18 protein-coding genes and 1 other RNA gene are annotated in these 24,470 nt (G+C 52.9%); 6 read left to right on the top strand and 13 right to left on the bottom strand.

Annotated elements, in window-relative coordinates:
- The 3 genes from dnaX to CFT65_RS11215 form a co-directional block, all read right to left on the bottom strand.
- Nucleotides 1-1,953, bottom strand: a complete 1,953-nt coding sequence (gene dnaX / locus CFT65_RS11225) for a DNA polymerase III subunit gamma/tau (RefSeq protein WP_088828247.1) — start codon at nucleotides 1,951-1,953, stop codon at nucleotides 1-3.
- Between the two features lie 174 nt (nucleotides 1,954-2,127).
- Nucleotides 2,128-2,224: signal recognition particle sRNA small type (gene ffs, locus CFT65_RS11220), an RNA gene on the bottom strand.
- A 107-nt stretch (nucleotides 2,225-2,331) separates the two neighbouring features.
- The gene (locus CFT65_RS11215; protein ID WP_088828246.1) at nucleotides 2,332-3,081 is read right to left on the bottom strand and encodes a 2OG-Fe(II) oxygenase; all 750 of its coding nucleotides are present in this window, start codon (nucleotides 3,079-3,081) and stop codon (nucleotides 2,332-2,334) included.
- Nucleotides 3,082-3,199: 118 nt separating this feature from the next.
- Here CFT65_RS11215 and CFT65_RS11210 point away from each other — a divergent pair, with 118 nt between their 5' ends.
- The 3 genes from CFT65_RS11210 to CFT65_RS11200 are packed head-to-tail and all read left to right on the top strand — an operon-like array spanning nucleotide 3,200 to nucleotide 5,882.
- On the top strand, nucleotides 3,200-4,123 hold the full coding sequence (locus tag CFT65_RS11210) for a D-hexose-6-phosphate mutarotase (protein WP_088828245.1): 924 nt from the start codon (nucleotides 3,200-3,202) through the stop codon (nucleotides 4,121-4,123).
- Nucleotides 4,120-4,935, top strand: a complete 816-nt coding sequence (locus tag CFT65_RS11205) for a lysophospholipid acyltransferase family protein (protein ID WP_088828244.1) — start codon at nucleotides 4,120-4,122, stop codon at nucleotides 4,933-4,935. Before CFT65_RS11210 ends, CFT65_RS11205 begins: the two co-directional genes overlap by 4 nt.
- Nucleotides 4,935-5,882 carry an SDR family oxidoreductase gene (locus CFT65_RS11200; protein WP_088828243.1) on the top strand — a complete coding sequence of 316 codons (948 nt, stop codon included), beginning with the start codon at nucleotides 4,935-4,937 and terminating at the stop codon, nucleotides 5,880-5,882. The genes CFT65_RS11205 and CFT65_RS11200 overlap by 1 nt, the downstream gene beginning before the upstream one ends.
- A gap of 72 nt (nucleotides 5,883-5,954) precedes the next feature.
- Here CFT65_RS11200 and CFT65_RS11195 read toward each other — a convergent pair whose 3' ends face one another.
- Entirely contained in the window at nucleotides 5,955-6,698 is a 744-nt protein-coding gene (locus tag CFT65_RS11195) for a PEP-CTERM sorting domain-containing protein (RefSeq protein WP_088828242.1), read from the bottom strand.
- Between the two features lie 267 nt (nucleotides 6,699-6,965).
- Between CFT65_RS11195 and prsK the strand changes: the two genes are divergently transcribed.
- The 3 genes from prsK (at nucleotide 6,966) to CFT65_RS11180 (ending at nucleotide 13,328) form a co-directional block, all read left to right on the top strand.
- The gene (prsK, locus tag CFT65_RS11190) at nucleotides 6,966-9,101 is read left to right on the top strand and encodes an XrtA/PEP-CTERM system histidine kinase PrsK (protein ID WP_088828241.1); all 2,136 of its coding nucleotides are present in this window, start codon (nucleotides 6,966-6,968) and stop codon (nucleotides 9,099-9,101) included.
- 102 nt (nucleotides 9,102-9,203) lie between these two features.
- On the top strand, nucleotides 9,204-10,577 hold the full coding sequence (gene prsR / locus CFT65_RS11185; protein WP_088828240.1) for a PEP-CTERM-box response regulator transcription factor: 1,374 nt from the start codon (nucleotides 9,204-9,206) through the stop codon (nucleotides 10,575-10,577).
- A gap of 51 nt (nucleotides 10,578-10,628) precedes the next feature.
- Nucleotides 10,629-13,328, top strand: a complete 2,700-nt coding sequence (locus tag CFT65_RS11180) for a tetratricopeptide repeat protein (RefSeq protein ID WP_088828239.1) — start codon at nucleotides 10,629-10,631, stop codon at nucleotides 13,326-13,328.
- Nucleotides 13,329-13,576: 248 nt separating this feature from the next.
- Here CFT65_RS11180 and xrt read toward each other — a convergent pair whose 3' ends face one another.
- The 9 genes from xrt to asnB form a co-directional block, all read right to left on the bottom strand.
- Nucleotides 13,577-15,124: an exosortase gene (xrt, locus tag CFT65_RS11175; protein WP_088828238.1), complete on the bottom strand. Its 1,548-nt coding sequence runs from the start codon at nucleotides 15,122-15,124 to the stop codon at nucleotides 13,577-13,579.
- A 163-nt stretch (nucleotides 15,125-15,287) separates the two neighbouring features.
- Entirely contained in the window at nucleotides 15,288-16,160 is an 873-nt protein-coding gene (locus tag CFT65_RS11170; RefSeq protein ID WP_088828237.1) for a glycosyltransferase, read from the bottom strand.
- Nucleotides 16,161-16,218: 58 nt separating this feature from the next.
- Complete coding sequence (locus tag CFT65_RS11165) at nucleotides 16,219-17,331, bottom strand: sugar-transfer associated ATP-grasp domain-containing protein (protein WP_088828236.1); 1,113 nt, start codon at nucleotides 17,329-17,331, stop codon at nucleotides 16,219-16,221.
- Nucleotides 17,332-18,456, bottom strand: coding sequence for a hypothetical protein (locus tag CFT65_RS11160; RefSeq protein WP_088828235.1), 1,125 nt, complete (start codon nucleotides 18,454-18,456; stop codon nucleotides 17,332-17,334).
- 86 nt (nucleotides 18,457-18,542) lie between these two features.
- Nucleotides 18,543-19,682 carry a GNAT family N-acetyltransferase gene (locus CFT65_RS11155; protein WP_172408486.1) on the bottom strand — a complete coding sequence of 380 codons (1,140 nt, stop codon included), beginning with the start codon at nucleotides 19,680-19,682 and terminating at the stop codon, nucleotides 18,543-18,545.
- Nucleotides 19,683-19,707: 25 nt separating this feature from the next.
- Nucleotides 19,708-20,598 (bottom strand): glycosyltransferase, encoded by an 891-nt coding sequence (locus CFT65_RS11150; protein ID WP_088828233.1) that lies wholly within the window; start codon nucleotides 20,596-20,598, stop codon nucleotides 19,708-19,710.
- Nucleotides 20,599-20,635: 37 nt separating this feature from the next.
- A complete protein-coding gene (locus CFT65_RS11145) occupies nucleotides 20,636-21,307 on the bottom strand; it encodes a hypothetical protein (RefSeq protein WP_088828232.1) in 672 nt (223 codons plus the stop codon).
- Nucleotides 21,304-22,494, bottom strand: a complete 1,191-nt coding sequence (locus CFT65_RS11140) for a hypothetical protein (protein ID WP_088828231.1) — start codon at nucleotides 22,492-22,494, stop codon at nucleotides 21,304-21,306. The genes CFT65_RS11145 and CFT65_RS11140 overlap by 4 nt, the downstream gene beginning before the upstream one ends.
- Nucleotides 22,495-24,462 carry an asparagine synthase (glutamine-hydrolyzing) gene (gene asnB / locus CFT65_RS11135; protein WP_088828230.1) on the bottom strand — a complete coding sequence of 656 codons (1,968 nt, stop codon included), beginning with the start codon at nucleotides 24,460-24,462 and terminating at the stop codon, nucleotides 22,495-22,497.
- Nucleotides 24,463-24,470 lie beyond the last annotated feature (8 nt).

Genomic DNA, 24,470 nt, shown 5'->3' with positions numbered 1-24,470 from the left:
TTATCTCCTGCTTGTCTCGGCCGGCCGGATACTGTTTTCAACTACCCGCGCCTCGAATCGTTCAACAATAGACTTTACGAGCGGATCCTGACGAATGGACGCCTCCGCCTCTTCCTGGCGAGCCTTTCGCTGGCGTTCCTCATAGGCCGCCGGGGTGTGTGCCCCAGGATTGCCCTGCTCTGTACGTAACTGAATGGAGTCGCCAAAGCGGTTTCTCAAGGCAGCGAGAATCTTTTCCTCGTGCCGGCCATTCAACAGCCTGGCGTGACCCTCATCGATGGTCAGAGTGATTACATCGCCGTCCCGCGACATGGCGCCATGACTTGCGAGATTACCGGGCATACCCACAATGCCAAGACTCCGGAAATCGCGGTGCCAGACAAACTCTCCCTCCGGCACAGGCTCCTGCTCAACTGCTGGCTCTTTCGCCGGCTCCGGCTCTGAAAAAGCCGGTTCCGGAGCCGGCGCAGGTTGAACGACTGGTTCTGCGGCAACTTCGGGCGCCTGCTCTTCTGCAACCAGAGTTTCATCAGTTAACGGATAGCTCTCTTCGTACTCTCCAGCCGCCTCGGCCTGGGCATCCAGACTGGCCAGCCAGGATGCATTCTCCGCCGCAACAGGCGGAGCCTCCGGGATCTCGGGCTCAGATGCAGGTTCAGGCTCCGGCCGTGCAGGAACTTCGCTGTTCTCCCGATCCGGCTCTGGCGCCACTTCCGCCGGCGGCTCAGAGTTTAGTGCCTGCGATTCGGGCTGTTTCGGCTCTATTTGCGTAGCCGGCTCCGGTGGCGGTGCCGGGTCGGGCTCATCCCGTGGCTCAGAGGCGGCAGGCTGGCCACCGGAGCTTATTGCGGGCGGCTCTCGCCGGTCAGCGCCGGGCCGGAAGGCAAGCATCCGGAGCAGGGTCATTTCGAAACCCATCCGGGCATCGGGCGTAATGGTAAGGTCTTTGCGACCGATCAGCGCAGACTGATAGAAAAGCTGGGCGTCCTCGGCACTGAGCTTACGGGCCAGGGCCTGGACCTGCTCAGCATCACCTAGCGCGTTATCGGCACTGCCCGGCACCACCTGCTCCATGGTGACTCGGTGAAAGAGTGACAGCAGATCGGCAAGGATCACGCTGTAATCCGGCGCAAAGTCGGAAATCCGGCCGATTTCCGCCAGCAAGGCCGGGCCGTCGCCTTCAACGAGTGCATTCACGATTCGCTCGATATCGCGCTGATCAATGGTGCCCAGCATATTGCTGACATCACTTGCTGACAGCTTCTGGTTGCCAAAGGCGATGGCCTGATCGGTCAGGCTCAAGGCATCGCGCATACTGCCATCGGCAGCCCGGGCCAGGAGCCACAGGGCCGGCTCCTCGAACGGAATCCCCTCGGCACCCAAAACATGCCGGAGGTGGCCGGCGATGTGCTCTGGCGTCATCCGCTTGAGATTGAACTGCAGGCACCGGGAAAGCACCGTAACCGGCAGCTTCTGGGGGTCGGTCGTCGCCAGCAGGAACTTGACGTGTTCCGGTGGCTCTTCAAGGGTCTTCAGGAAGGCATTGAATGACTGGTTCGTCAGCATGTGCACCTCGTCAATGAGGTACACCTTATAGCGGCCACGGGTGGGTGAGTACTGGACGTTATCGGTCAGCTCACGCATATCATCGACGCCCGTCCGGGAGGCGGCGTCAATCTCGATCAGATCCACAAACCGGCCTTCCTGAATCTCCCGGCAGCTTGAGCATTCACCGCAGGGATTCGGAGTAACGCCGGTTTCGCAGTTCAGGCAGCGGGCGAGCAGACGACCGATGGTGGTCTTGCCTACCCCACGGGTCCCCGTGAACAGATAAGCGTGATGAAGACGCTGGCTTTCCAGGGCGTGAATCAACGCCTGGAGCACGTGTTCCTGGCCCACGATATCCTCAAAGGTGCGTGGGCGCCATTTACGGGCAAGTACCTGGTAGCTCATGTTCCGCCAACTGCTGTGAAAAACGGGTTTAACCTTAGCATGGACACAGATCTATAAGAAGCAGAGTCGGTTTCGAAAACCGAAGGAAAAGGCGGTAAAAGCAGAGAGACTTCAACAGAGATATCAAAGAAAAATCAGGGCAATAGTATTACGGAAGGAAAAAACTGGGGGTGACTCCATCAGCGACACCCCGGCACACAATTCCACCGCTTCGGCTGCTCCCTTCCGGGCCTGACCGGGTTCACGGTTTCATGTTGCGGAGGCACCAATGGAGCCACCATAACGGCGTTTCAGAACAATTCCCTGAAAGCGGCGCGCATATTAGCAAAAGGGTTTGCACACTACAATGACAAATCAGCACGCCCGCCCGGATCCGCCTTACAAAGGCAGCGGCACCTCATCCTGTCGGAACCAGCAGGCCAGACTGTAACGGGTGCGGTTTGCCGGCAACACCTCGTGAGGAATCTCTTCGCTCATAAACACAGCCATTCGCCCCGACTCGGGCAACACGGTTCCGCACACTTCATGGTCGTTGTCGCGATTGAACACCTGAAGCGCTCCGCCGTCGGCTGCCTGCCAGTCTTCGTTCAGATACAGCACCACACTGACCACCCGGGACGCCCTGCCCCGAAAGCTGTCCAGGTGCTGTTTGTAGAAATCACCGGAGTGGTAGGTGGCATAGTGGGTCTCGAACCGCTTAAGGCCCAAAAACAGCCTCTGGTTCAGGCCCTGGCGAATCGACTCGAAAAACTCGAACAACGCCGCCTGGGGTGCAGTAACGCCTTGCAGCCAGGCGATCTTGTCCCGGCGTACCGAGCGGTCACGCACCAGATCATTGCCGCGTCCGATGCCGGCTTTTTTCATGGCATCGGTACGATCCAGAATCTGCACTTCCTGTTTCAGCGCCGCCAGCAGATTGGTTCCCAGCCGTGACCGCACGTCCAGCGACATCCAGCCGTGCTCGCTCAACCCCGAAGCCAGTTCATCCAGCCAGTCCTCAGACAACGGCTCGCGTTGATCCGGCGCAAGGTCCATCGACTGAACATCGCTGCCTGCTACAGCATCTTGGGCGCTATGCAAAGGCGTGATCAGGAGGTCATGGATCGGGATAATTACCGGCGTTTCCATCGGCGGGCCTCGTACGTATTTTGAGCGTATTTTAGGCGCAATTCTCGCCGGAGCGGCAGTTTTAATTTACTCTCTGTGTAGGCAAATACACTTAACCGGTTTCACTTAGTAGATAACCATGTCAGAAAGCAGTAACAGGCCACCGCTCTCACTTTCTCCGGGCCAATGGTCCTTCACGCGCTGGAAAACCATCGGGCAACTGGAAGCCCTTGAGGTACACCACCCTTTGTTCCAGGCCACACTGTTTATTCAGGGCGCCCACCTGACAAACTTCAAGCCCCAGAACGAATCTGACTGGCTGTGGATGAGCCCAACCGCCCGATACGAACCTGGCCGCGCTATCCGTGGTGGCATTCCGGTGTGTTGGCCCTGGTTTGGCGATCCAGCCCGCAACGCGCCGGAAGTGCGAAAACGGATCAAAACCGAGAAAGCCCACGGGTTCGCCCGCACCGCACTCTGGAAACTGGAGGATGTCCGGGAAAACGCCCACGAAGTGGAAATCAGCCTGTCCCTGGATGCCAATGAGGATTTCAGCGATGCCTGGATCGGCCATGCGCTCGCCCTGCTCACGTTCAGCTTTTCCATCAGGGGTTGCCAACTGGCGCTGACCACTACGAATCTGGGGAACGACCCGCTCGCTTTTACCCAAGCGCTCCATACCTATTTCCCCACCAGCGACCTAGCCCGAACCCGGGTCCTGGGCCTTGGCAACAGCCAATACATCGACACCCTGGATAACTGGGAATATCGCAACCAGGAAGGCCCTGTGTATTTTGAGGGCGAAACCGACCGGATCTACGAAAGCGGCGAACCCATGACCATTGTGACACCCCGAACTGGCCGCAAGCTCTCAGCCGTTGGCAGCGACTCCACCGTGGTCTGGAACCCCGGTCCGGCCAAGGCGGCCACGCTTTCGGATTTTCCCGATACGGCCTGGCAGTCCATGCTGTGTGTCGAAACCGCCAATGCGGCGAGCGATTATCGGGTGCTCAATAAAGGGCAAAGCCACACATTAGGCGTTTTCATCGGAAGGAAATCATGAGCCTGGCATCGTTTCTCAAAACCCGACTGGTTCCCGCGGAACTGGAGGAGCATATCAACCGCATCCGCAAACCCATCGGGAGCCTGGGCTACGACCCCTGGGGCTACAATAACGAAGCCATGAAATACGGGCTTTCGCTCACCAAACAGATTTACGAGAAGTATTTCCGGGTGCAGGCCCACGGCGTCGAAAACATTCCCGCGGATGGGCCGGTGCTGATCATCGCCAACCACAGCGGGCAGCTGCCCATCGACGGCCTGCTGATCGGCTATGCCCTCGCCTCCCGGGAAAAAGATGCCCGGATTCCAAGGGCAATGATTGAACGCTTTTTTCCGACCGTGCCCTGGCTGGGAAACTTGTTGAATGAAGTGGGCGCTGTGCTCGGCGACCCGGTGAACTGCGCCAAGATGCTCGCGAATAACGAAGCCGTCATCGTGTTCCCTGAAGGCATCCGCGGTTCCGGCAAGCTCTACCACGATCGCTACCAGCTTAAACGGTTTGGCAATGGCTTCATGCACCTGGCCATGAAGTACAAGGCACCGATCGTGCCCGTGGGTGTGGTGGGCTGTGAGGAAACCATCCCGGCCATCGCCAACATCAAGCCCCTGGCAAAGGCCCTGGGCATTCCCTACGCCCCGGTGGCCATGCCCGTGGTGCTGCCGGCAAAAGTACACCTGAATTTCGGAGCCCCCATGTACTTTGACGACTTGGAAATTCCCGAAGAACAGGTCACCGAACGAGTGGAGATGGTCAAGGCGGAAATCAGCCGGCTGATCGACAAGGGACTGAGCGAACGAAAAAGGCTTTTCTGATGACCGAACAACGCAGACCCCACATTCTGATCACCGGTGCCGCCGGCGCCCTCGCCCAACAGGTCATCGAACAGCTAAGGGATACCTGCGACCTGGTCGCCGTGGATTTCCGAGAACAGGTGTACCTGGGCGACGACATCCCCAGCTACTGCATTGATTTCAACAAGCGGGTATTCGAAGACCTGTTCCGGCGCTACCAGTTTGATGGCGTAATCCATATGGGCCGGATCATGTCCAGCCAGCTCACCCGCATGCGGCGCTACAATGCCAATGTGCTTGGCACCCAGAAACTGCTGGACCTGAGCCATAAATACGGCATCAAGCGAGTGGTCGTGCTTTCAACGTTCCACGTGTACGGAGCGGTGGCCTACAACCCAGCACTTATCGACGAAGCCGCACCGCTGAAGAGCGCCGGGCTCAGTGCCGACCTGATCGACTCCGTGGAACTCGAGAACCTCGCCAACATCTACCTGTGGCGCTACCCGGAACTGAACATCACCATCCTGCGCCCCTGCAACATCGTGGGGCCGGGCGTGCGCAACACCATCAGCACCCTGCTGGCCAGCGAGCGGGCGCCGGTGCTGGCCGGCTTTTCACCGATGATGCAATTTATCCATATCGATGACATGGCCGATGCCATCGTCCTGGCCTATAGCAAGCCGATACGGGGCGTGTACAACGTGGCGCCGCAAGACTGGGTCGCCTATCAACACGCCCTGAAACTCTGTGGCTGCAAGCGGATTCCCGTGCCTTCCATTCCACCGATGGTTCCGAAGATGATACTGGGCACCTTGAAGCTCAAGAGTTTTCCTTCATACCTGATGGCGTTCTTCAAGTATCCGGTGGTGATTGACGGGCGGGCGTTTGTTAACGAATTCGGTTTTGAGCCCAAGCGGCCACTGAAGGAGATTTTCCGGTTCTATCGGGAGAATAAGAGGCCGGTTTAGTCTGCCCTCAAAAGAAAACCCCGCAGTTTCGGCTGCGGGGTTTTCTCAAGGGTGTCAAAGAAGCTGACGGTATCAGTTCTTTTTAGGACCGGCCTTCTTTCTCAGCACAAGTCCAAAGATTCCAAGGGCCAACAAAGCGAGGGTTCCCGGCTCAGGGACTTTAACCGGCGGTTTTGGCGAAAAGACGAGCAGATCCTGCGATTTCTTTTCCAAACCTCCATTAGACTCCAACAGCTCCGAGGAGAGGACATAAAGCTGATAATTATTCTCAAAACCATTCAAAGACCCAAGCCAGCCTTCGCCGATACCACGAGCGGAGTCGAATGCGCTGGAGGAAAACGATCCATTCGAAAGATCCAGAGAGCCCGCATCTTCATTGATGATTTCCCAAAGCGCCAGCTGAAAAGCGGCTGACCGATCAGCTCCGCTCACCAAAGACTCGAAGCCAGTATAAAGCCGCCCAATCTGATCCACTTTATTCGCATCGCCGAAGTAAGTACCTGCGTCTTCCAGCGAGTAGGAAATGGTGTTCGTAGTATCAAGGTACGTATCGATATCGACACAAAACGCATCAATAACATCATCGGCCGACAACGGGAACGGTGAGGTCCCCTGCAAATTACTCACCGAGAAACGGAACATACCGGCACGAACATTTGTTGCGTTACCATCGTTTGTAATTGTCCCGCCCTGGTAGCCTTCCGGGAAACCAGTGTAATCAAGATCCATTGTGACCGGCGTTGCACTAGCAAACGTTGACGCCGTAGACAACAAAATACCCGCAGACCAAGCTTTCAACATCTTCCTGTTATTCATAACTACTTCCTTCGGCTTGTACCACCTTCGAGTTTCGAAACTCACCTGATTCCACGGTTTGCAGGTAACAGGCCATAAACTGATATTTTCAACTTGGCCAACTGGTTAATATTCACACGCCGTGCAAAATAGCCGAAGGCAACTTGCATATGTAAAAAATACCGACACGACTGGAAATAGGTGTTCAACTTTCGTTACAGTCGACCTGCTTGATCACCCTCAATAATCCGCCCAATATAGGAGCGGATTAACCACGGGAAACTCGAGATGTTCAGGGACTTGGGCGTTATAAGCCACGGAGCAGCTGCTATCTGCTTTGCACTGCTGGCGATCGTCGTTGGTACTCGCTATTTGCGCCGCAACGTCGACCGCGCGCTCTTTCTTGCAACTATTATTTCCTTCCTATGGGCCGCGGCGCTGGTTACTCAAAGCCTCTTCGGTCAACCCGATTTCCTGATCCGTTACCTTCTCGAACTCCTCCGGGATGCCTCCTGGTTGCTGCTGCTGTTCGCAATCCTGAGGGACTCCTTCAAATCTTCAGGAATAAGCAACCGTGTGCGCTCAATGATCGCGGTGGCCGCTTGTGTTCTCATCATTGGCTTGATGGTATTCGCGTTACTCGAGTATGTGCTTGGTCTGGAGTTATTCAGTGGCAAAGCCAAGATTCTCGGCCAGATCGGGCTCTCTCTTCTTGGCCTCTCCGTTATCGAGCAAATCTGGCGAAACTCCACGGGTCTCGGCCGCTCCAGTATGAAATACCTGTGCATCGGGGTGATCACCATCTTTGCATTTGATTTCTTCATGTATACCGATGCCCTGCTCTTTGGCCAGATCTCAGACTCCTTCTGGAATGCCCGCGGCTTCATAAATGCCGCTCTGGTACCCCTGTTCGCGGTAAACGTGATCAATACCCGCAAGCAGCCCATTGAATTTCAACTCTCACGAACCGCCTTTTTTCATGCCAGCACCCTGGTATTTGCGGGCGGTTACCTGCTGTTCCTGGCAATGGGCGGGTATTATGTTCGCGCCCTCGGCGGCAGCTGGGGCGAAGCACTGCAAGTCCTTTTCCTGACCATCTCTCTCGTGTTCCTTGCGACACTGCTCCTCTCGAGGCGCATCAGAGCCAGACTCATGGTTCTGATCAGTCAGAACTTCTTCGACTACAAGTACGATTATCGAGAGGAATGGCTGAAAATGACCCGGGAGCTGGCCGACCTGAGCAACGATCCCCCGCTGCCAGAACGGGTAATCCGTATTCTCGCAGGCCTGGTTGAAAGTAACGGAGGAGCAATCTGGCTAAAAGGCGAAAGGGACGCCTACATTCTGAAGGCATCTATCAATCTGTCCACGCCCAAACACACAATAATTGACCATGATGCGGAACTCGTGCGTTTTTTCTCAGACCGCGAATGGATCGTTGACTTGCACGAATACCGCGCAGATCCGGTCAGCTACAACCTGCTTGATATACCGGATGCCATCGCGAAAACCCCGGATGCATGGCTGATCATTCCGCTCTACCTGGGCAACGATCTGTATGGCATGGCCCTGGTTGGCAATCCTTACACCAGGGTCGAGCTGAACTGGGAGAACTTCGATCTGATCAAAGTTGTTGCTCGCCAGACCTGCAACCTGCTGGCCCAGGCCGATGCCCAGAACCGGCTTTCCCGAGCCATGCAGTTTGAGGCAGTAAGTAAAGCCTCAGCCTTTATGGTCCACGATCTCAAAACGGTGATTGCCCAGTTATCACTTCTCGTGAAGAACGCCCCCAAGCATCGAAATAACCCGGCTTTCATCGACGACATGATCAACACAACAGACCATGCAGTTCGCAAAATGTCGAGCCTGGTGGACCATATCCGAAGACCGGGTAGCGATGATGAAGACCAGCTTAAATTGCTGAACCTGACAGGCATTGTCAGAGAGCTCATCGAACACCATCATCATCAGAAACCTGCTCCACACCTTGAAGGCGATACTCCCGATGCCACGATAAAAGCCGATGTGGAACAACTTCGTAGCGTACTTGGCCACCTGATCCAGAATGCCCAGGACGCTACCCCGAACGATGGGGAAATATCGATTACGCTGAAAATCGCCAAAGGTAACGTGGTGTTGTTCATCCAGGATACGGGGACAGGCATGACCAAAGAGTTCATCTCCAGCCAGCTGTTCAAGCCGTTCGAGAGCACCAAAGGGCTCACCGGTATGGGAATTGGTGCCTACCAGGCTCGGGAATATATCCGGAAAATCGGAGGCAATATTGATGTAACCAGTGAGCCGGGTATCGGCTCCTGTTTTTCGGTGAGGATCCCCTTGGCCACAGAGAAAAACACGGCCCAGGATATTACGGCAATAAAACCGGTTTCCAGCACACCGGATCCGATGCAGAGCGCCAATTAAATGCCACGATTGAACAGGAGTAAAAACCGGCATTGCAAAGTGTCAATGTTCAGTTGAGAATCAGAATTGTGGAAACGTACATAAAAAGGACTTGTTGCTGCTGTGACCAGACGACTATTAATCGTAGAAGATGATCCCGGCCTTCAAAGCCAGATGCGCTGGTGTTTCAGTGAAGACCTTGATGTGTCAGTAGCATCAGATCGGGAATCTGCTTTGGCCTGTCTGCGACGAGAAGAGCCTGAGGTGGTAACACTGGATCTCGGGCTCCCTCCAGACCCAGGTGGGGCAACTGAAGGTTTCAGACTGCTTGAAGACATTCTCCAACTGGCACCGATGACAAAGGTTATCGTTGTTACTGGTCGTGAAGACAAAGAAAATGCCGTGAAAGCAATCGGCATGGGGGCGTCCGACTTTTACCAGAAACCACTGGATGCGGATATTCTTACTTTTGTGGTTAACCGCGCCTTCCGGTTGGCAGAGCTTGAACATGAAAATCGGGAGCTCGCTCAATCAGGCAACGGAACCAGTATCAAGGGCATCGTAGCTGCCAGCCCACAGATGCTGGCTGTCTGCCGCACACTGGAAAAAGTCGCCCCCATTGACGTCACCACCCTGATCACCGGAGAAACCGGTACTGGCAAGGAACTCCTGGCACGGGCTCTTCACGACCTCAGCCCGCGCTCAAGTAAACCTTTTGCGGCCATCAATTGCGCCGCTATTCCCGAGAACCTACTGGAGAGCGAGCTGTTCGGCTTCGAAAAAGGTTCATTCACCGGAGCCACGCAATCCAAGAAAGGGAAGATTGAAAGCGCCAACGGTGGCACCCTGTTTCTGGATGAAATTGGCGACATGCCCATGGCGCTCCAGGCCAAACTTCTGCGTTTCCTGCAAGAGCGGGTAATCGACCGTGTGGGCTCAGTAAACGCCATCTCTGTCGATGTTCGCGTGGTCTGCGCAACCCACAGAGATGTAAGGCAACTGATTGACAGCGAGGACTTCAGGGAAGACCTGTACTACCGGATCAGCGAAATCACCTTGGACGTGCCCGCACTTCGGGAACGTGAGGGTGACGCCCTGGTTATCGCTCAATCCCTCCTGAAATCGCTAGGGAAGCAAATGGACCGCCCCAACCTTTCCTTTAGTGAAGATGCCATCAACGCCATTAACAATTACGCATGGCCGGGCAACGTTCGAGAGATGATCAACAAGGTAAAGCGAGCCATCATTATGGCGGACAGTAAGCGGGTGACCGCCGAAGATCTTGAGCTCGACGGGGGTCAACAAAGCCAGGACCAGCAGCTCAACCTGAGGCAAGTGCGGGAAAACGCCGAACGGGCAGCCATTTTACAGGCGCTCCAGTCCTGTAATTTCAATATGGCCCAGGCCTCCCGCCTGCTGGGCATTACCCGGCCAACCCTATACAACTTGACCGATAAATACCGGATACAAACTTCATCTGAATCACCAAGTGCCTGAATAGCAAGCAGGGAATCCAAAATAAGACTCAAAAGGAAAAGGAACAGGGCCATGAAACCAGTTTCAGCATTACGTGCCACCCTCCTTATAGTTGCCATTTCTCTCTCTCTCGCAGGTTGCAGCGAAGAGGAACAAGAAATGACCCCGGAGGACATCCAGTATCTTAGTCATATGGATCAGTCCCGGTTTTTCCAGCGCCAGGGGGAGTTGAAGGCCAGTACTCTCGAGGCCCGCAGTGCGATTGAACTGCGACCGGACCGAGTAGAGCCATATCTTGTCATCATTAACAATCTTCTTACCGCGGGCGATGCCCAGAATGCGGAACGCATGCTTGATCAGTTACTTTCGGATATTGGCGAAGAGTCCATCAGCCAACAGAATGCCAACGATGCGGCGCTGATTCGTGCGGAAGCCCGCCTGATGCAACGCGAGTACGAGGAGGCGCTGTCTGCCCTTAATGGGATTGAAGACCCGGACCGCGTTCAACAGCTGGAAGGTGCATTGCTCAGGGGGGAGATTCACCTGGCGGCAGGCCGCATTGATCAGGCCGCAGAAGCGTATTCCTCTGCACAGAGCATTGACCCTAATGCAGTCCGGCCATTAATCGGTCTGGCAAGCGCGGCATACCGTCAGAACAAACCAGGTGAAGCGGATGAATACATTGCTCAAGCCGAAGAACTTGATCCGGACCACGTCGAACTGTGGCTCCTCAAGGGCAGCATTGCACAAGACAGACAGAATTGGCCAGAAGCTGAACAGGCATTGATAAATGCGCTGGAGACCATCGGCCAGTACGACGTTATGACCTACCAGAAGTTTGAAAGCATGTCGGCCTTGGTTAACGTCTTGCGGGAACAGGGCAAATCGTCGGAGGCCTTTGTTTACGAGGAGATTCTTGCCAAGTCAGCGCCGGGAACAATGATGAGCAACCTGAACGCTGCCCAGGAGGCCTTCAACAACGGCGAACTGGATAATGCCGCCCGCTACCTTGAGGAAGTCCTGACGCAGGCACCGGGCCACCAACAGGCCTCACTGATGTTGGGATTAATCCGCTTTCGCCAGGGCCAGGCCGAAGAAGCTGAAGCCCTCCTCGCGCCGGTTGCCGATATGGGCAATTCCGATCAGGCGCGGAAGCTCCTCGCCGCTACCCGCCTGCAATTGCGCAACCCGGAGGGGGCGCGGGAAGTTCTCGCCAATTTGGATAATCAGGATTCAGACCCGGAAACCCTAGCGCTCGTCGGTATTGCGTCACTGATCAGCGGAGATACCGAAAGCGGTGAACAGTTCATCCAGAAATCCCTGGAACTTGCGCCTGACAACAACAGTCTTCGGCTGAGGTATGCGACCTATCTGGTACGCACCGGTGAGATCGCCCGTGCTATCGAACAGGCTAACCGGGTACTGGAGAACGATCCCGAATCAGAACAGGCAAGATTGCTGATAGTCCAAGCGCACGTGTCCTCGGATAACAGCGATGCGGCAATCGCTGCGGCGTCCGATTGGGTGGAGGCGCAACCGAAAAGTCCGGCCGCCCTGGTGACCCGGGGCAATGTTGCCGCCAACGCCGAGAATATCGATGAGGCAAAGCAGTATTATCAGAGAGCGGTAGAAGCGGATACTGAAAACCCCACTGGTCTTAATGCTCTCGGCAATCTCGCACAGCTGCTCGGAGAAACGGAGCAGGCAAAAGACTACTACCGGCGCGCCATTGAGGTCGCTCCCGACAACCGCCAGGCACTTCAGGGAATCACTTCAGTAATGCCACGTGAGGAGCTGACCGCACTCATGGAGCGCATCCAGGCGCAAAAACCGGACGCTTATGGTCCCAGGCTGATATTGCTCGAATCGGCGCTGATCAACAACAACACACAACTGGCCGATGAACTGACGGCAAACCTGCTAGAGCGTGAGGACGAATCACGCCCTGCCCCGGCTGAATCAGTGGTTGCCTCCATATATCACGGCATTGCCACTCAGATGGCCCAGCGGAACCAATTGCAGCAGGCATCTGATGTGTTGCGCCGCGGGCGCATACTTTTTCCAGAGAACGAGGAGATCGGTATTCAGGCCGCCGCCATCCAGTTCACGGAAGGCAATACCAAGGAGGCCCGGGACATCCTGAGAGACGTCAAGCAACAACATCCCGAGTCCGCAGCCCCCTTCCTCGTAGAAGCCCGTTATTTTGAGAGACAGGGCGAGTACAAGGAGGCGGCCGAGCTTTACCAGCTTGGCCTTGAGCTGGAACAATCCGCCGAACTGGAAGTTGCCCATGCCCGAGCGCTCGTCCAATCCGGGCAGCGCACCCAGGCTGTTGAAGCACTCGAAAACGCACGCCAGGAGTTCTCTCGCAACCCTCAGATTCTGATGAATCTGGCGATGCTTCACCAGGAAAATGACGCACCTGAGAAAGCGATACCACCCTATGAAGAACTGCTTGAGGTAACTCCTCGTAACGTGGTCGCTCTTAACAACCTGGCGTGGATCTATCACCAGAAAGGGGATGCCCGAGCCATTGAACTGGCCAAAAAAGCATTCGAACTTGCCCCCGATAACGCGGCTATTGCCGACACCTATGGCTGGATTCTGTTACAGGGCGGGCAGACAGAGGAAAGCCTCCCGGTTCTGGAAAAAGCCCACGAACTGCAACCTGATTCTGAGGAAATCGCCATGCATTTGGCAGAGGCCTATCGCGCCAACGGTCGCGATGCGGATGCAAAACGAGTATTGGAGAAGTTTGGTAGCCAAGGCTGAAGTCAGAAAATAAACAAAGGATATAACTACCGCCACCACATATCGAAACATTCCTGGAATCAGGTGGTGGCGCGCTCCGCCCTCGCAACAATACTGTACACGTCGTACTTATGCGCAAGGAAGGTGGTTCATCGCTATGGTAAGGCTTCTGAGGCTCGGGTGTATGTTATCCTGGGCAGCGACTGCCGAACTTGCAGAGATTCTCTAAAGCCCCAAGTATCCCAGCCAGCGATAAAAGATATTTCGCCTTATTGCTGGAAGTGCTGGTCAACCTGTTCAACAATCGGCCCCATAACGTCGCGCACCAACTCACCGACTGCGGTCTCACCATCGCAGTCTTCACAGGCGGTGCCGAAAACAATCAGAGATGCGTCCGTCCGGGGACTAAAAAAGCTGACGACCTGAGCAAGCTTTGCGCGCCACTGGTCGGTCTCCCACAAGCCCGCAACATAATAGCCGTACGCCAGATGCACGTGTTTTCCGGATGACAAGCTTCGCAAAGATACCCCCTGGAGGGGGATGCCGGAGGGCGATGTCACTTTAAAGAACCTTTCTGGTAACCACTCATCGCGGTCATAGATACGGTTGTGGTATTGAACAAGCTCCGCTCTGTGGCGTTGATACCCATAACTGTACACACCTACAAACAGCTGCTGCTCTGGTCCCGAGTCACCGGTAACAGCCTCCCGGTCAAACATTGTCTGAACAAAGACGAGATCAGGGTTGCGCACTTGCGGTTTCCAGCCACTCAGTCGATTCCCGAACAATTGCCCATAACGCTCGGTGTTCAAACTAAGATCAAATGAATCCGGTGAGGGCTTTATTTCTCCAGCAGTGGAAGATAGAAGCCCCAGAATCATAATTGGCAGTGCGGAGGTGGCTAAAACACCGGACCAAATTCGGCGGTAACCACCTTTGCCAGTAGAAGGCATCGCACCTTCGGCCCGAGGTGCCTGTTCCGCATTGGTCGTTTCCAGTTTTCGGCCAATTAAGAATAGCGGCACAAGAGTCGCCGCAAACACCCACCAACCGAAGTTGTCGTGGTCACGGATCAGACTCGTTTCCATGTTGGTTACGTAGCCCATATAAATGATTACGAAAACCCGAATCCAGTTAGCCAATAACGCAAAGCCAACCGCCGTCAGAAAAAACACGACCCTTGAACGCAGACGCCTGAAATTAAGCTCTCCATACAACGCAGCCAGGGACTGACCAACCAGGAGGTATCGTAAGCCAGAGCAACCGTGCGCCACCTCAAAGGCACCAACGCCAATCAGGTATACAAATACCCCTTCCACCTCAAAATCAATATCAAAAAAACCCAGCAACAGCCGGTTTATCTCAACCGTAATGACCTGAAGGGTCCAGGACAGGTAATCCCATACCGGCACGGTAAAGAAAAGAATACCGACTGGAATAATAAACGCCTTCACCTGGTGCCAACCCAGCAAAATAGCAAGCGTCCCCAATAACAGGGGAACAACAGTCAACTCTTGCAACGCTTGAACGCGCAGAATATCGCCAAGGCCGTAGGCAATTAACGCAATGGCAAAAGGCAATAGCCACATCGGATAAAACCCGGCAACCGGCGACTCTCTTTTAAGCGTTCGAACAATAAGAAAAGCGGAAACCAACAGAAGCAACAAGCCATGGGAGTAGGATTCGTCAAACTTGAACCAGCGGCTGACAATTCCTCCGACGGTGGGCCAGATAAGCAGGAAAAGAAAGGCAAATATTACCAGGAACGGAAGTATCTTGTTAACCAAACTGCGATCGCGAATCCCTTCAATCGTCATGAGCTTACATCCCTTACCTCTAAGCCGAATTAAAACATTGTGCCTGCATGTAGCCTTTTTTGCCACGACTGAATCACAACCCGGCCCTGGTCAGGATTGCTCTGGAGATGAATGGAGAAACGGTCTCTTGGATAGAATCCGACTACCCTCGCATTAATAGTTGTCACCTCGGCACGATTACACGATAGAGCGCTCGCCAGACAACCGGAGCCAGTGGCGCATACCAAAATGCGCGGGCCACAGCACCGGTGGCAACGTACCGTTCTCCCACGCTGGCGAAATATCGCGCCTTACGACAGAAAAATCGAGCCAACCCCCAACGACGATCACGCACAGAAAGCACCTCACCATGCCGCGCCAGGAATGTACGAATAATCTTTTCGTTTGCCGCGAAACGCCTACGCTTGTCAGAGGAAATCTGATCCGCCATCACGCGGTATGAGGCGACAATGCACGGTTCGTAGTGGAAAAGGTATCTTGCGGAAAACCTCAGCCACAGCTCGTAGTCATCAGCCACGCCCATTGACGTATCAAATCCACCCATCTCATCAAAACATCGCCGCCTCACCAGAACCGTGGCAATGCTAACGCTGTTGTCAGCCAACAGGTAACGTGTGATGTAACCGGAATAACGCTTCATGTTCTCCAAGCTTATAACTGAGCCCTGCTCATCAATCATGGCCTCGTCACCATGGATAACATCGACGTCGGGATTTGCCTTGAGAATCGCTAACTGCTTCTTCAGTTTGTATGGCGCCCAGAGATCGTCAGAATCGAGAAACGCGATAAAATCTCCCGTCGCCTGCTCGATGGCATGATTGCGGGCATGGCTCTGGCCCTGATTTTCCTGGTAGAAATACCGCACCCGCCCGTCAGACAGGAACGGCTCCAGCACTTTGCGCGTATTATCAACAGAGCCATCATCCACAACAATGAGCTCAAGATCCGCGTAAGTCTGCGCCAGGACACTCGCAACGGCATCCGGCAGGAACCGGGCCCTGTTGTAGGTTGGCGTCACTACGCTAACGGTTGCCATTGCAAGTCCCCAACAACTTCCACTTCGGCGTAAAGGTTCATTTCATAACGTAGTTGACTTACTTCGCAAACACACTATCCGGGTTTTCAAGCACTTTACGGACATTATATATAGTCTCTGGATTCCAGTTTGGCGGGTCCCAACGCATGTTCGTTTCGATAACCACAGGGCCGTCCTCTGTAATTGCAACATCCCATCCCAATGATCGAATAGGTTTAAAACATTCAGCATTTTTAATGACTAATTCTTTTGCGTGCTCCCATAACGGTATCGTAAATTCCTGAAACTTTCGTTTGGTTCTGGGGTGAACATCAAATCTATACCACAGCATATCCGGACTTCTCGTAATCGCAGACTCAAGCTGGCCTGACTCTATATCTATCGGTGCTATAAAATTGCCCAGCGAGCCATGCTGGAAGTTGTCGATCGCAGCATCCCCACCAATAACCTTTAGAAAAGCATCAATAATAAAAATCTTCCCACGTTTATCAACGTGGGTATAAATTCTCATAGTTTGAAGATGTTTTGTTCCAGAAAACTCGGATAGCGCAGAATGTGATTGAATTCGTTCCTGAACAATCCAGCTCGTCAACTCTGGCAGGTCGAACATATAATTTGCCAGCTCTTGCGCAGAGTCAAATTTGATGTTGTTGACTTCTATCCGGTCTTCACGGAGCAAAGGCACCAGGAGACCACGTCCGTAACTATGCCGGCACGGTTTAATAACAACTTTATCCAGATCAAGCCGGGATATTACCTCTGCCCACGCGCTTTTGGTTGCGGGCACCGGGCGCCCTGAGGAAATGCCCGGCGAATTGCGGAAAAGAAGAGCCAGACACTTAGGCGTCTGTATTTTATTTGCATCGCAAAAAGACTGAAAGATCCCCTTATCCTCAGTCACCCAAAACCAGTCTTGGGGGTTAAGGCGCGACTGTAGGACCGAGCACGTCCTTTTACTTAGGTAGTCTGAGTATTGACGTGCCCCGGAAGAAAATGCACCGTACTCAAGTGCCTCCATCGGACGCATCTTGGTTTCCCATGTGAAACGCAAGGCCTTTAAAAACGCTCGAACTCTAAAGCCGCCATAATATTTTACGCAGAGACCAGCAACTCGATATGACTCTTGAATAATGAGGATATTATCTTTATATCGATTCCATAATCTTTTCATTTATGCCTTTGACGCCTTCTTTTGTAAGTATCGGAAACCGGACCTAATACTTCCATTTAAATATCTATCATCAAATAATTTTACAATTTTCTTGGTCATAGAAACTGACAGGGATTTTTGCAGAGCTTTTACCATAGATTCATCGCCTTGTTCTCGCGCAAACCTCAGTAAATCTTCAAAGTAAGCTCGATAATGCTCCGATGGAGATAATCTAGAAACATATTCAGGAGAAATAGAACCTGGAAAACTATTAGTTTCTATGCCAAGTATTTTCAATATGATCATTGTTCTTATACACTTTATACACTGACCACAATTCTTGTCCGGATACGTCCAGCACACCACCAGGCTATCGAGTACGGCTTGAGACCGCTCCGCGATTTTCCTGATTTTTTCGGGGCGTTCACGGTCTGCGGTATCATGAAGGATCTCTGTAACTTCAGTAGACCAGAGATTGTCGGTCAACGGATGCGTTCCCCAAGGCCGCAAGTCCCGATAAGTAAAGGTGGTAGGCACAATGCATTTAGCAGGCTGAAGCAGTAAAGCAACACTTGCAAGGCTGGCACCATGACTCCAGTGACGTCCAACACCATACAGTTTATCAAAATCAAAAAAATTCGTTTCTACAGGAATAATTTCCTTTTCGAAAGGTGCCGACAAATCTCTTAGTCTCTGGACATTAATCGCAAACTCTTCCGGCGATACATGAAAATCGAACCCGTTGATGTAAACCAGATGAGTAATTTCACTTTCATTGTTAATAAGAGTATACAGACTATCCACGCCACCCGAGAAAAAACTACAAACCATTGCGTTGTCGGCATGCAGTTCAGCGGCCTGAACATTAACGGTGAAAGGTCTTAGGTCTCGTTTCCAGGTTCCGAAGATGCACTGCAGGCGTTTAAAGTTTGCAAGAAGACGAGGCGAGGCCGTCTTTGAGTCTTTAACCTCCACAGGCTGACCTGACCGGGATGCCACAAAAAATGATGCCACCAAGAACGGTTCGACCGAAAGCGATGCTGAAAAATTAGCGGGAAAGCGATACCAAAGCCGATACCCATCTATTAAGGCAGAAACCTCCACCTGGTTTTCTATTTTTCTGGAGTTGATGTTGCTAATTATCATGAGTTTCGCCTAATTCCTTTAACCAAAACAACAGGTCGTTAGTTTACCTTAAAGCCCGAACTTTAATGCCGTCGGCGGATCCGACTTCATAACCGGGCAAGTCGGTTTAGTGATCTGCGAACCCCCCCCGGGAGAAAAGCCTGCGCCCGATAAATTCCTCGCATGAGCGGGTGACGCGCAAACTGAACGGTTACAAACTGAACCGTTTCTCCCTGGAAGCGGCTTTTATAAAAGCTGTTTTTGCCATAACCGGCAAGTAGATCATAGGAACGGACGCTCTCGGCACTAAAACATTCCTCAATAGCATATCCGAGATGTAGAGTTCCCAAGGCCACCTTCCGATCAAAACCCTCCTGAAATCCCGCTTGCAAGTTGTACCTACTGGAGCCAGCCAAAATATCATAAAGGACCGATACGGTTTCCCCGTTAAACTCCAAAGCTGTCAATCCCAATTGGTGATGTTGAAGTCGAGCAATGACCTTTTTGTGAAACGCGACAGCTTTGTCATCGAAACAGCTCTTTCCCCATCTATGCCGATGGAACTCATTTAAATGCTCGAAAAAGCCCGCCATCTGCTTCTCTGTGACACGAGTTAAAACGAGATCTCCCCTCTTCTGTTTGATGTACTCTCGTCGATTATAAAGTTTAAGGCGTGTGTTAGCTCCGAGCTTACGGAGCCACTCGCGGAATGACCCTTCTGTCGGTACGCGTACCCCGATATCCCTCGCCCGAGGTACCAGAGCAATTTTTCTACCTCCAAGTAATAATCCCCTTTTCCAGCGGGAAAGCTCAGGCAACAACTGGTCACATACGACCATTTCATGCCAGTCGAGCCGGGTTACTTCTGACAAAAGAGCATTTGTGACAACCGCCTCCATTCCTTTCTTGATTATGAGGCTTGAATACTCTGTGCGAACAGTCGGGCTAATATGCCAGGCATTGCCCAAAAAGTGAGCGCGTCGAATTCGCAGCCCAAAAGGAGATGAAAAATCATGTAAATAAAACGGCGCGAGACCAACAAGACGTGAATTGGCGTCGTAAGCCCCAAAGAGCGCCAATTCCAACCCCAGATCTTTGCCCCAGATTTCCCACCAGGAAAAAAGCCACGGCCAACTCATAAAAAGCGGGTCAGCCTCGCTACTTTCCAACACTTCCTGCCATTCCCCTGCGAGCTTGCTGAAATCATCAGCGGTAAGGCGCTCCACAAAAATATGGGGCTCACCCATAAAAGTGTCTGTGTTGGAGCGCATTTTACCGCCCGCCCTTGAGCAAAATTGCAGCGAGGCTGCGCCATGGCACCATCACAAAAGGCCGATATTTTAAAGCCGTCGCAACGTTTCGAATGGCAAGCCACTTATGCCCCGACCGTGCCAGGTAGCGCGCCTTGCGTGAGTAAAAAAACGCGAACGCTTCATCAAATTGCGCTTCAGTTAAAACCTTGGGGTAATTCTCTCGAAAATCCCGAATGATTGACTCGTTAGTTTCGAAACGGGCCTCCTTGTCTGAGGAAATCTGATCATCCATCACCCGATAATAGGCCAGATAACGGGGTACATATCGGAAACGATAACGGGATGAAAACTTCAGCCAAAGGTCATAGTCATCCGCCACTCTACGCTTTCCGCTCATGCCCCCCATTTCCTCAAAGCATTTACGTCGAGCCATCGTCATATTCATACCAACGCAATTATCTTTAAGCATCTGGAAGGCGATACACCCCGAGTGTCTCTTTATATTTTTCCGGCCGAGTTCGTTGCCCTGTTTGTCGATAGTTATGCCGTCCCCATAGACAATATCAACGTCTGGTGTCTCTTGAAATGCTTCTAGCTGTGATTCGAGATTAATTGGCAGCCACACATTATCCGAATCAAGAAAACATATGAACTCGCCGCGGGCGTGCTCAAGCGCGAGGTTTCGCGCCACGCTCTGGCCTTGATTTTCTTGGTAAAAGTATCGCAAGCGTGGATCAGCAAGAAACGGGTCCAGTACTTCCCGGGTATTGTCGGTAGAGCCATCGTCCACAATGAGATGCTCGAAGTTTTGATAGGTCTGATCTAGAACGCTTTGCACAGCCTGCGCGACAAAGTCCGCACGGTTATAGGTCGGCGTAATAATACTGATCAGTGGCTCGTCCTTTAGCATTGCTCTTCACCCGCTTACAGTTTATTTGCTTTTGTGGTCACGGAATCCATCTATTTGCATGCGCCCTGCACGATTTCCAGTTCTCCTGATTCCATTTCGGAAAGAAATTGATTTTCTTCAAACCTGGAACTTCAAAGGAGAGGTGATATATCAATTTGAAACTCTCATTGCATGCCATAGAGTTTCTCACCGAACTAAGGTTATTGACCCCGACAAAACTCACCGACTGTTCAAACCCATGCTCCGCCAGCAGCTTTTTACGCTGCAAATCGAGAAATCTTTGCAAACAATGTCCACGATATTCCGGTTTTACGTAGCTGAGGTGCAGGAGGCCCGCGCTCTTTTGAGTGAGGGGAACTTGCGCAAATGGTGGCCATTCAACACGCTGACCCAAAGCTACCCAGCTCATTGCCACATACTGGTTTTCATGCTTCGCAACGATACACCTGTCTACCCGGCCGGAAGTAAGTGCCAGGTTTTTCCTTACCAGCTGGTCTGTTGATCCCAAATACCCCCCCTCTTTGCAGAGCTTGATTAACAATGCATCTTCTGAGGGCTTTTCAACGATATAATATTCAACTGTCAAATTTTTGGGGTAAACGTTCGCATATTCCGCCAACAGCCCGCTTTCCAGTGAATCAGAAAACAGGAAGTAGGCATCCAGATCAAAACGAAATGCCCGCCGCAAAAAGCTTCTAACCGCTCTCATACTGGATGCTTCTTTGAAAGCGCTTTTTTTAGATGCGCTCGAAACGGTTTTGTGTCCCGCCGATCAAAATACAAAAACTGAAAATGGCGAATAAAACCAAGCGCTCTGATTAACCGAACACTAGCCTTGAGCGGCCCTATCGACTTGGCGTACCGGTAGGCTGACAACTCATCCACCCAAACGCAATTAGCTTTGGTCTTTTTGGCAAATCCGCTCCCTCCGTCGAGTCCCAGGTATGTTTTTACCAGAGCTGCGGTAGGATTATTTTCATAATTCAAAGCCACCCCTGACTGATAGTCGTTTCGACCCACTGTTGGCTCAGTAACCAGAAACTTTCCGGTTCTTGGATCCCGCTTGAACTCGATAGAGCCGAGGCCCGTCATTTTCAACCTGATTGCAATTGATCTTGCATGCGAAATCAACTGAGGTGCTTCGATCAATCGACAAACTGCTGTTGACCCACCCAATGGCGGCCATTGCCATAGCTTCTGACCAGCATATTCGGCTAACATCACCCCGTTTTCATCAAAAGCGAAAAGCACGAAAAACACCTCAGAGTCACCCCCGGGAACCCATTCCTGAAGAATGAAACGGTTGGAGAGACGAAATGGGTCGGCGGAGCGAACAAATTCTTGCAACTCTTTCTCTGAATTCAACAAGAAAAACTTCTTATTCTTATGCGCGCTATCCCAGGCTGAGGTGCGCACGAGAGGTTTCAGTATGCAGGGGAAACTTAAATCTGCCGCCAAATCAATCAGACCATCAAGGCTTGCCACGATTTCAGATCGAGGCACATCGACCCCATTCTCAAGCGCCCATTGATGGAACCGTGTTTTATCCATCATTATTTCGCCCTCCTTTTGGGGCGGAATCGGCACAATAAAATATCGATCCAGCTCCTCAAGCCGCGCCCAAGCGGAGATTACATGGCTATCCTGGGAAAAAAGTAATATAGGACGGCCTGGAAATTCGGCCGCTTCTGCTTTTTTTATCAGTGCATCAAGCTGTTCTTCCGGGCTTCCTGGTAAATAAACCAATCGATCCCAATGCATCGATTTAATCGAGGGTGCGCCTCTCTCCTGAAAAATGCCATTGACCGTGACCGGCAAGCCTTTCAGCGCGCGCGCGGTCATAAGGCCTGTAGGGGTATCTGCTCCGGTAATGATCACGCACGGAAATTCAGACATTCACGCGGACCTGTTCGATGACAAAAGGTCCGCACTGCCCATGTTCGCGAGCCATGCCTGAAACATCAAAATACCCCACAACTCAAAACTATAGTCTTCCCGGCCTGAAAGATGTTCATGCCACACCTGCCGAACCATGTCTGCCTTCCAATACCCCTGTTCACGCAGTCTGGCCGGTTCCAGCAACTCTTCCGCCCACTCCCGCAAAGCCCCCCTGAGCCAAGCTGCCACCGGAACGGCAAAACCCTGTTTCGGCCGATCAATCAGTTTCCGCGGCACATGGCGGAAAAGTACTGACCGAAGCACCTGCTTACCGACTTTCCCGTTCATATTAAGAGATGCAGGCAGTCCCATGGCAAACGACACTACTCGATGGTCCAGCATTGGAATACGAGTTTCCAGGCTGCAGGCCATGGCGGCACGATCCACCTTGGTCAGTATATCGTCTGGCAGGTACCAGTTCAGGTCCCGCCACATCAGGGTTTTCAGATCATTGTCCGGCACCTGGGCCGGAAGCGTGCCCATCAGCCCATAACTGCCCTCACCTGACTCCACTAATGCCATGGCAGGATCGGGCCAGAAAGACACAGATTGCCGGTAAAACTCAGACAAGGTCCTGGCAGACGTAATAGCTCTGGCTCGCGCGAGACGGAACCGAATTGCTTCCGCACTACGCCCTTTCTGGGATGGCACCAGAGCACGGATGGCCAGTGCGGTCATGCCAGGCGGCAGCCGACCGGAGAGTTCTTTCAAGCGGGAGCCAAGGGAACCGCGCCGCTCCCAACCACGAAGCATGCTTGGGTAACGAGTGTACCCGCAGAACAATTCATCACCACCATCACCGGACAGCGCCACAGTCACGTGTTTGCGGGTCATTTCACTGACAAGATAAGTGGGCAGCTGAGAAGAATCCGCGAACGGTTCATCGTAGATCTGCGGCAAACGCGGTACCAGATCCCTTGCATTCTGCTCTGTAACATATAGCTCAGTATGGTCCGTGCCCAGGTGGTTTGCCACCGCCGCCGCGTGTACAGCTTCATTAAACCCCTCTTCATTGAAACCAATGCTGAACGTTCTAACCGGCTGACTGGCCTGTTTTTGCATCAGCGCCACGATAGTAGAGGAATCCACACCACCGGACAGAAACGCTCCCAAAGGGACGTCTGAAACCATCTGATCATCAACCACGTCCTCAAGCAACGTTTCGAGATGGGAAGAGGCACCCTCCAAAGTCCAGTCCCGGCCATTATCAAACTGCTCTTCGAGGCGCCAATAGCGAGAGGGTTCAGGCAGCTCCCCGGGCACTAGCTGATCCAAGTCCAGACTAATGAATGACGCGGGGAGCAGTTTATAGATACCGGAATAGATGGAATGGGGCGCTGGAATGAGGTTGTGACGCAACAACAACGGCAATGCACCACGATTAACTTCCCCTTTCCAGGAGGGATGGCACGCAAGGGCCTTGAGTTCTGAACCAAACAGAAGGGAACGCCCCTGCCAGCCATAATACAGTGGCTTCTCTCCCATCCGGTCCCGGGCGAGATAAAGCTTGCGCTGGTGTCTGTCTGCCAAGGCAAAGGCAAACATCCCGTTAAAGCGACCCAATGCCCGCTCCACACCCCACGCCTCGAAGGCGGCAAGCATGACTTCCGTATCGGAATGGCCGCGGAACCGGGCGCCGACACTCTCCAGTTCCGTTCTGAGGCTGCGGAAATTATAGATCTCACCGTTAAAGGAGATCACGTAACGGCCAGATTCAGATGCCATCGGCTGGGCACCAAGTTCAGACAGGTCGATAATAGAAAGGCGTCGGTGGCTCAGCCCCAAACGCAACTGTCCGTCAAACCAGACACCGCCCGCATCTGGCCCCCGGTGCAAAATAGCATGCCCCATGCTATTCAGTACCGTTTCACACTGGTCTCTGGTACCAGGCAAATCGGGGCCGGAAAATCCTGCGAAACCGCACATTCAGAAAA

Origin of the sequence: Marinobacter sp. es.048, assembly GCF_900188435.1 — a bacterium.
In the GTDB taxonomy this organism is placed as follows: domain Bacteria; phylum Pseudomonadota; class Gammaproteobacteria; order Pseudomonadales; family Oleiphilaceae; genus Marinobacter.
Note: the sequence above shows the minus strand (reverse complement) of the source record. Positions and strands in the feature narration are given on the sequence as shown.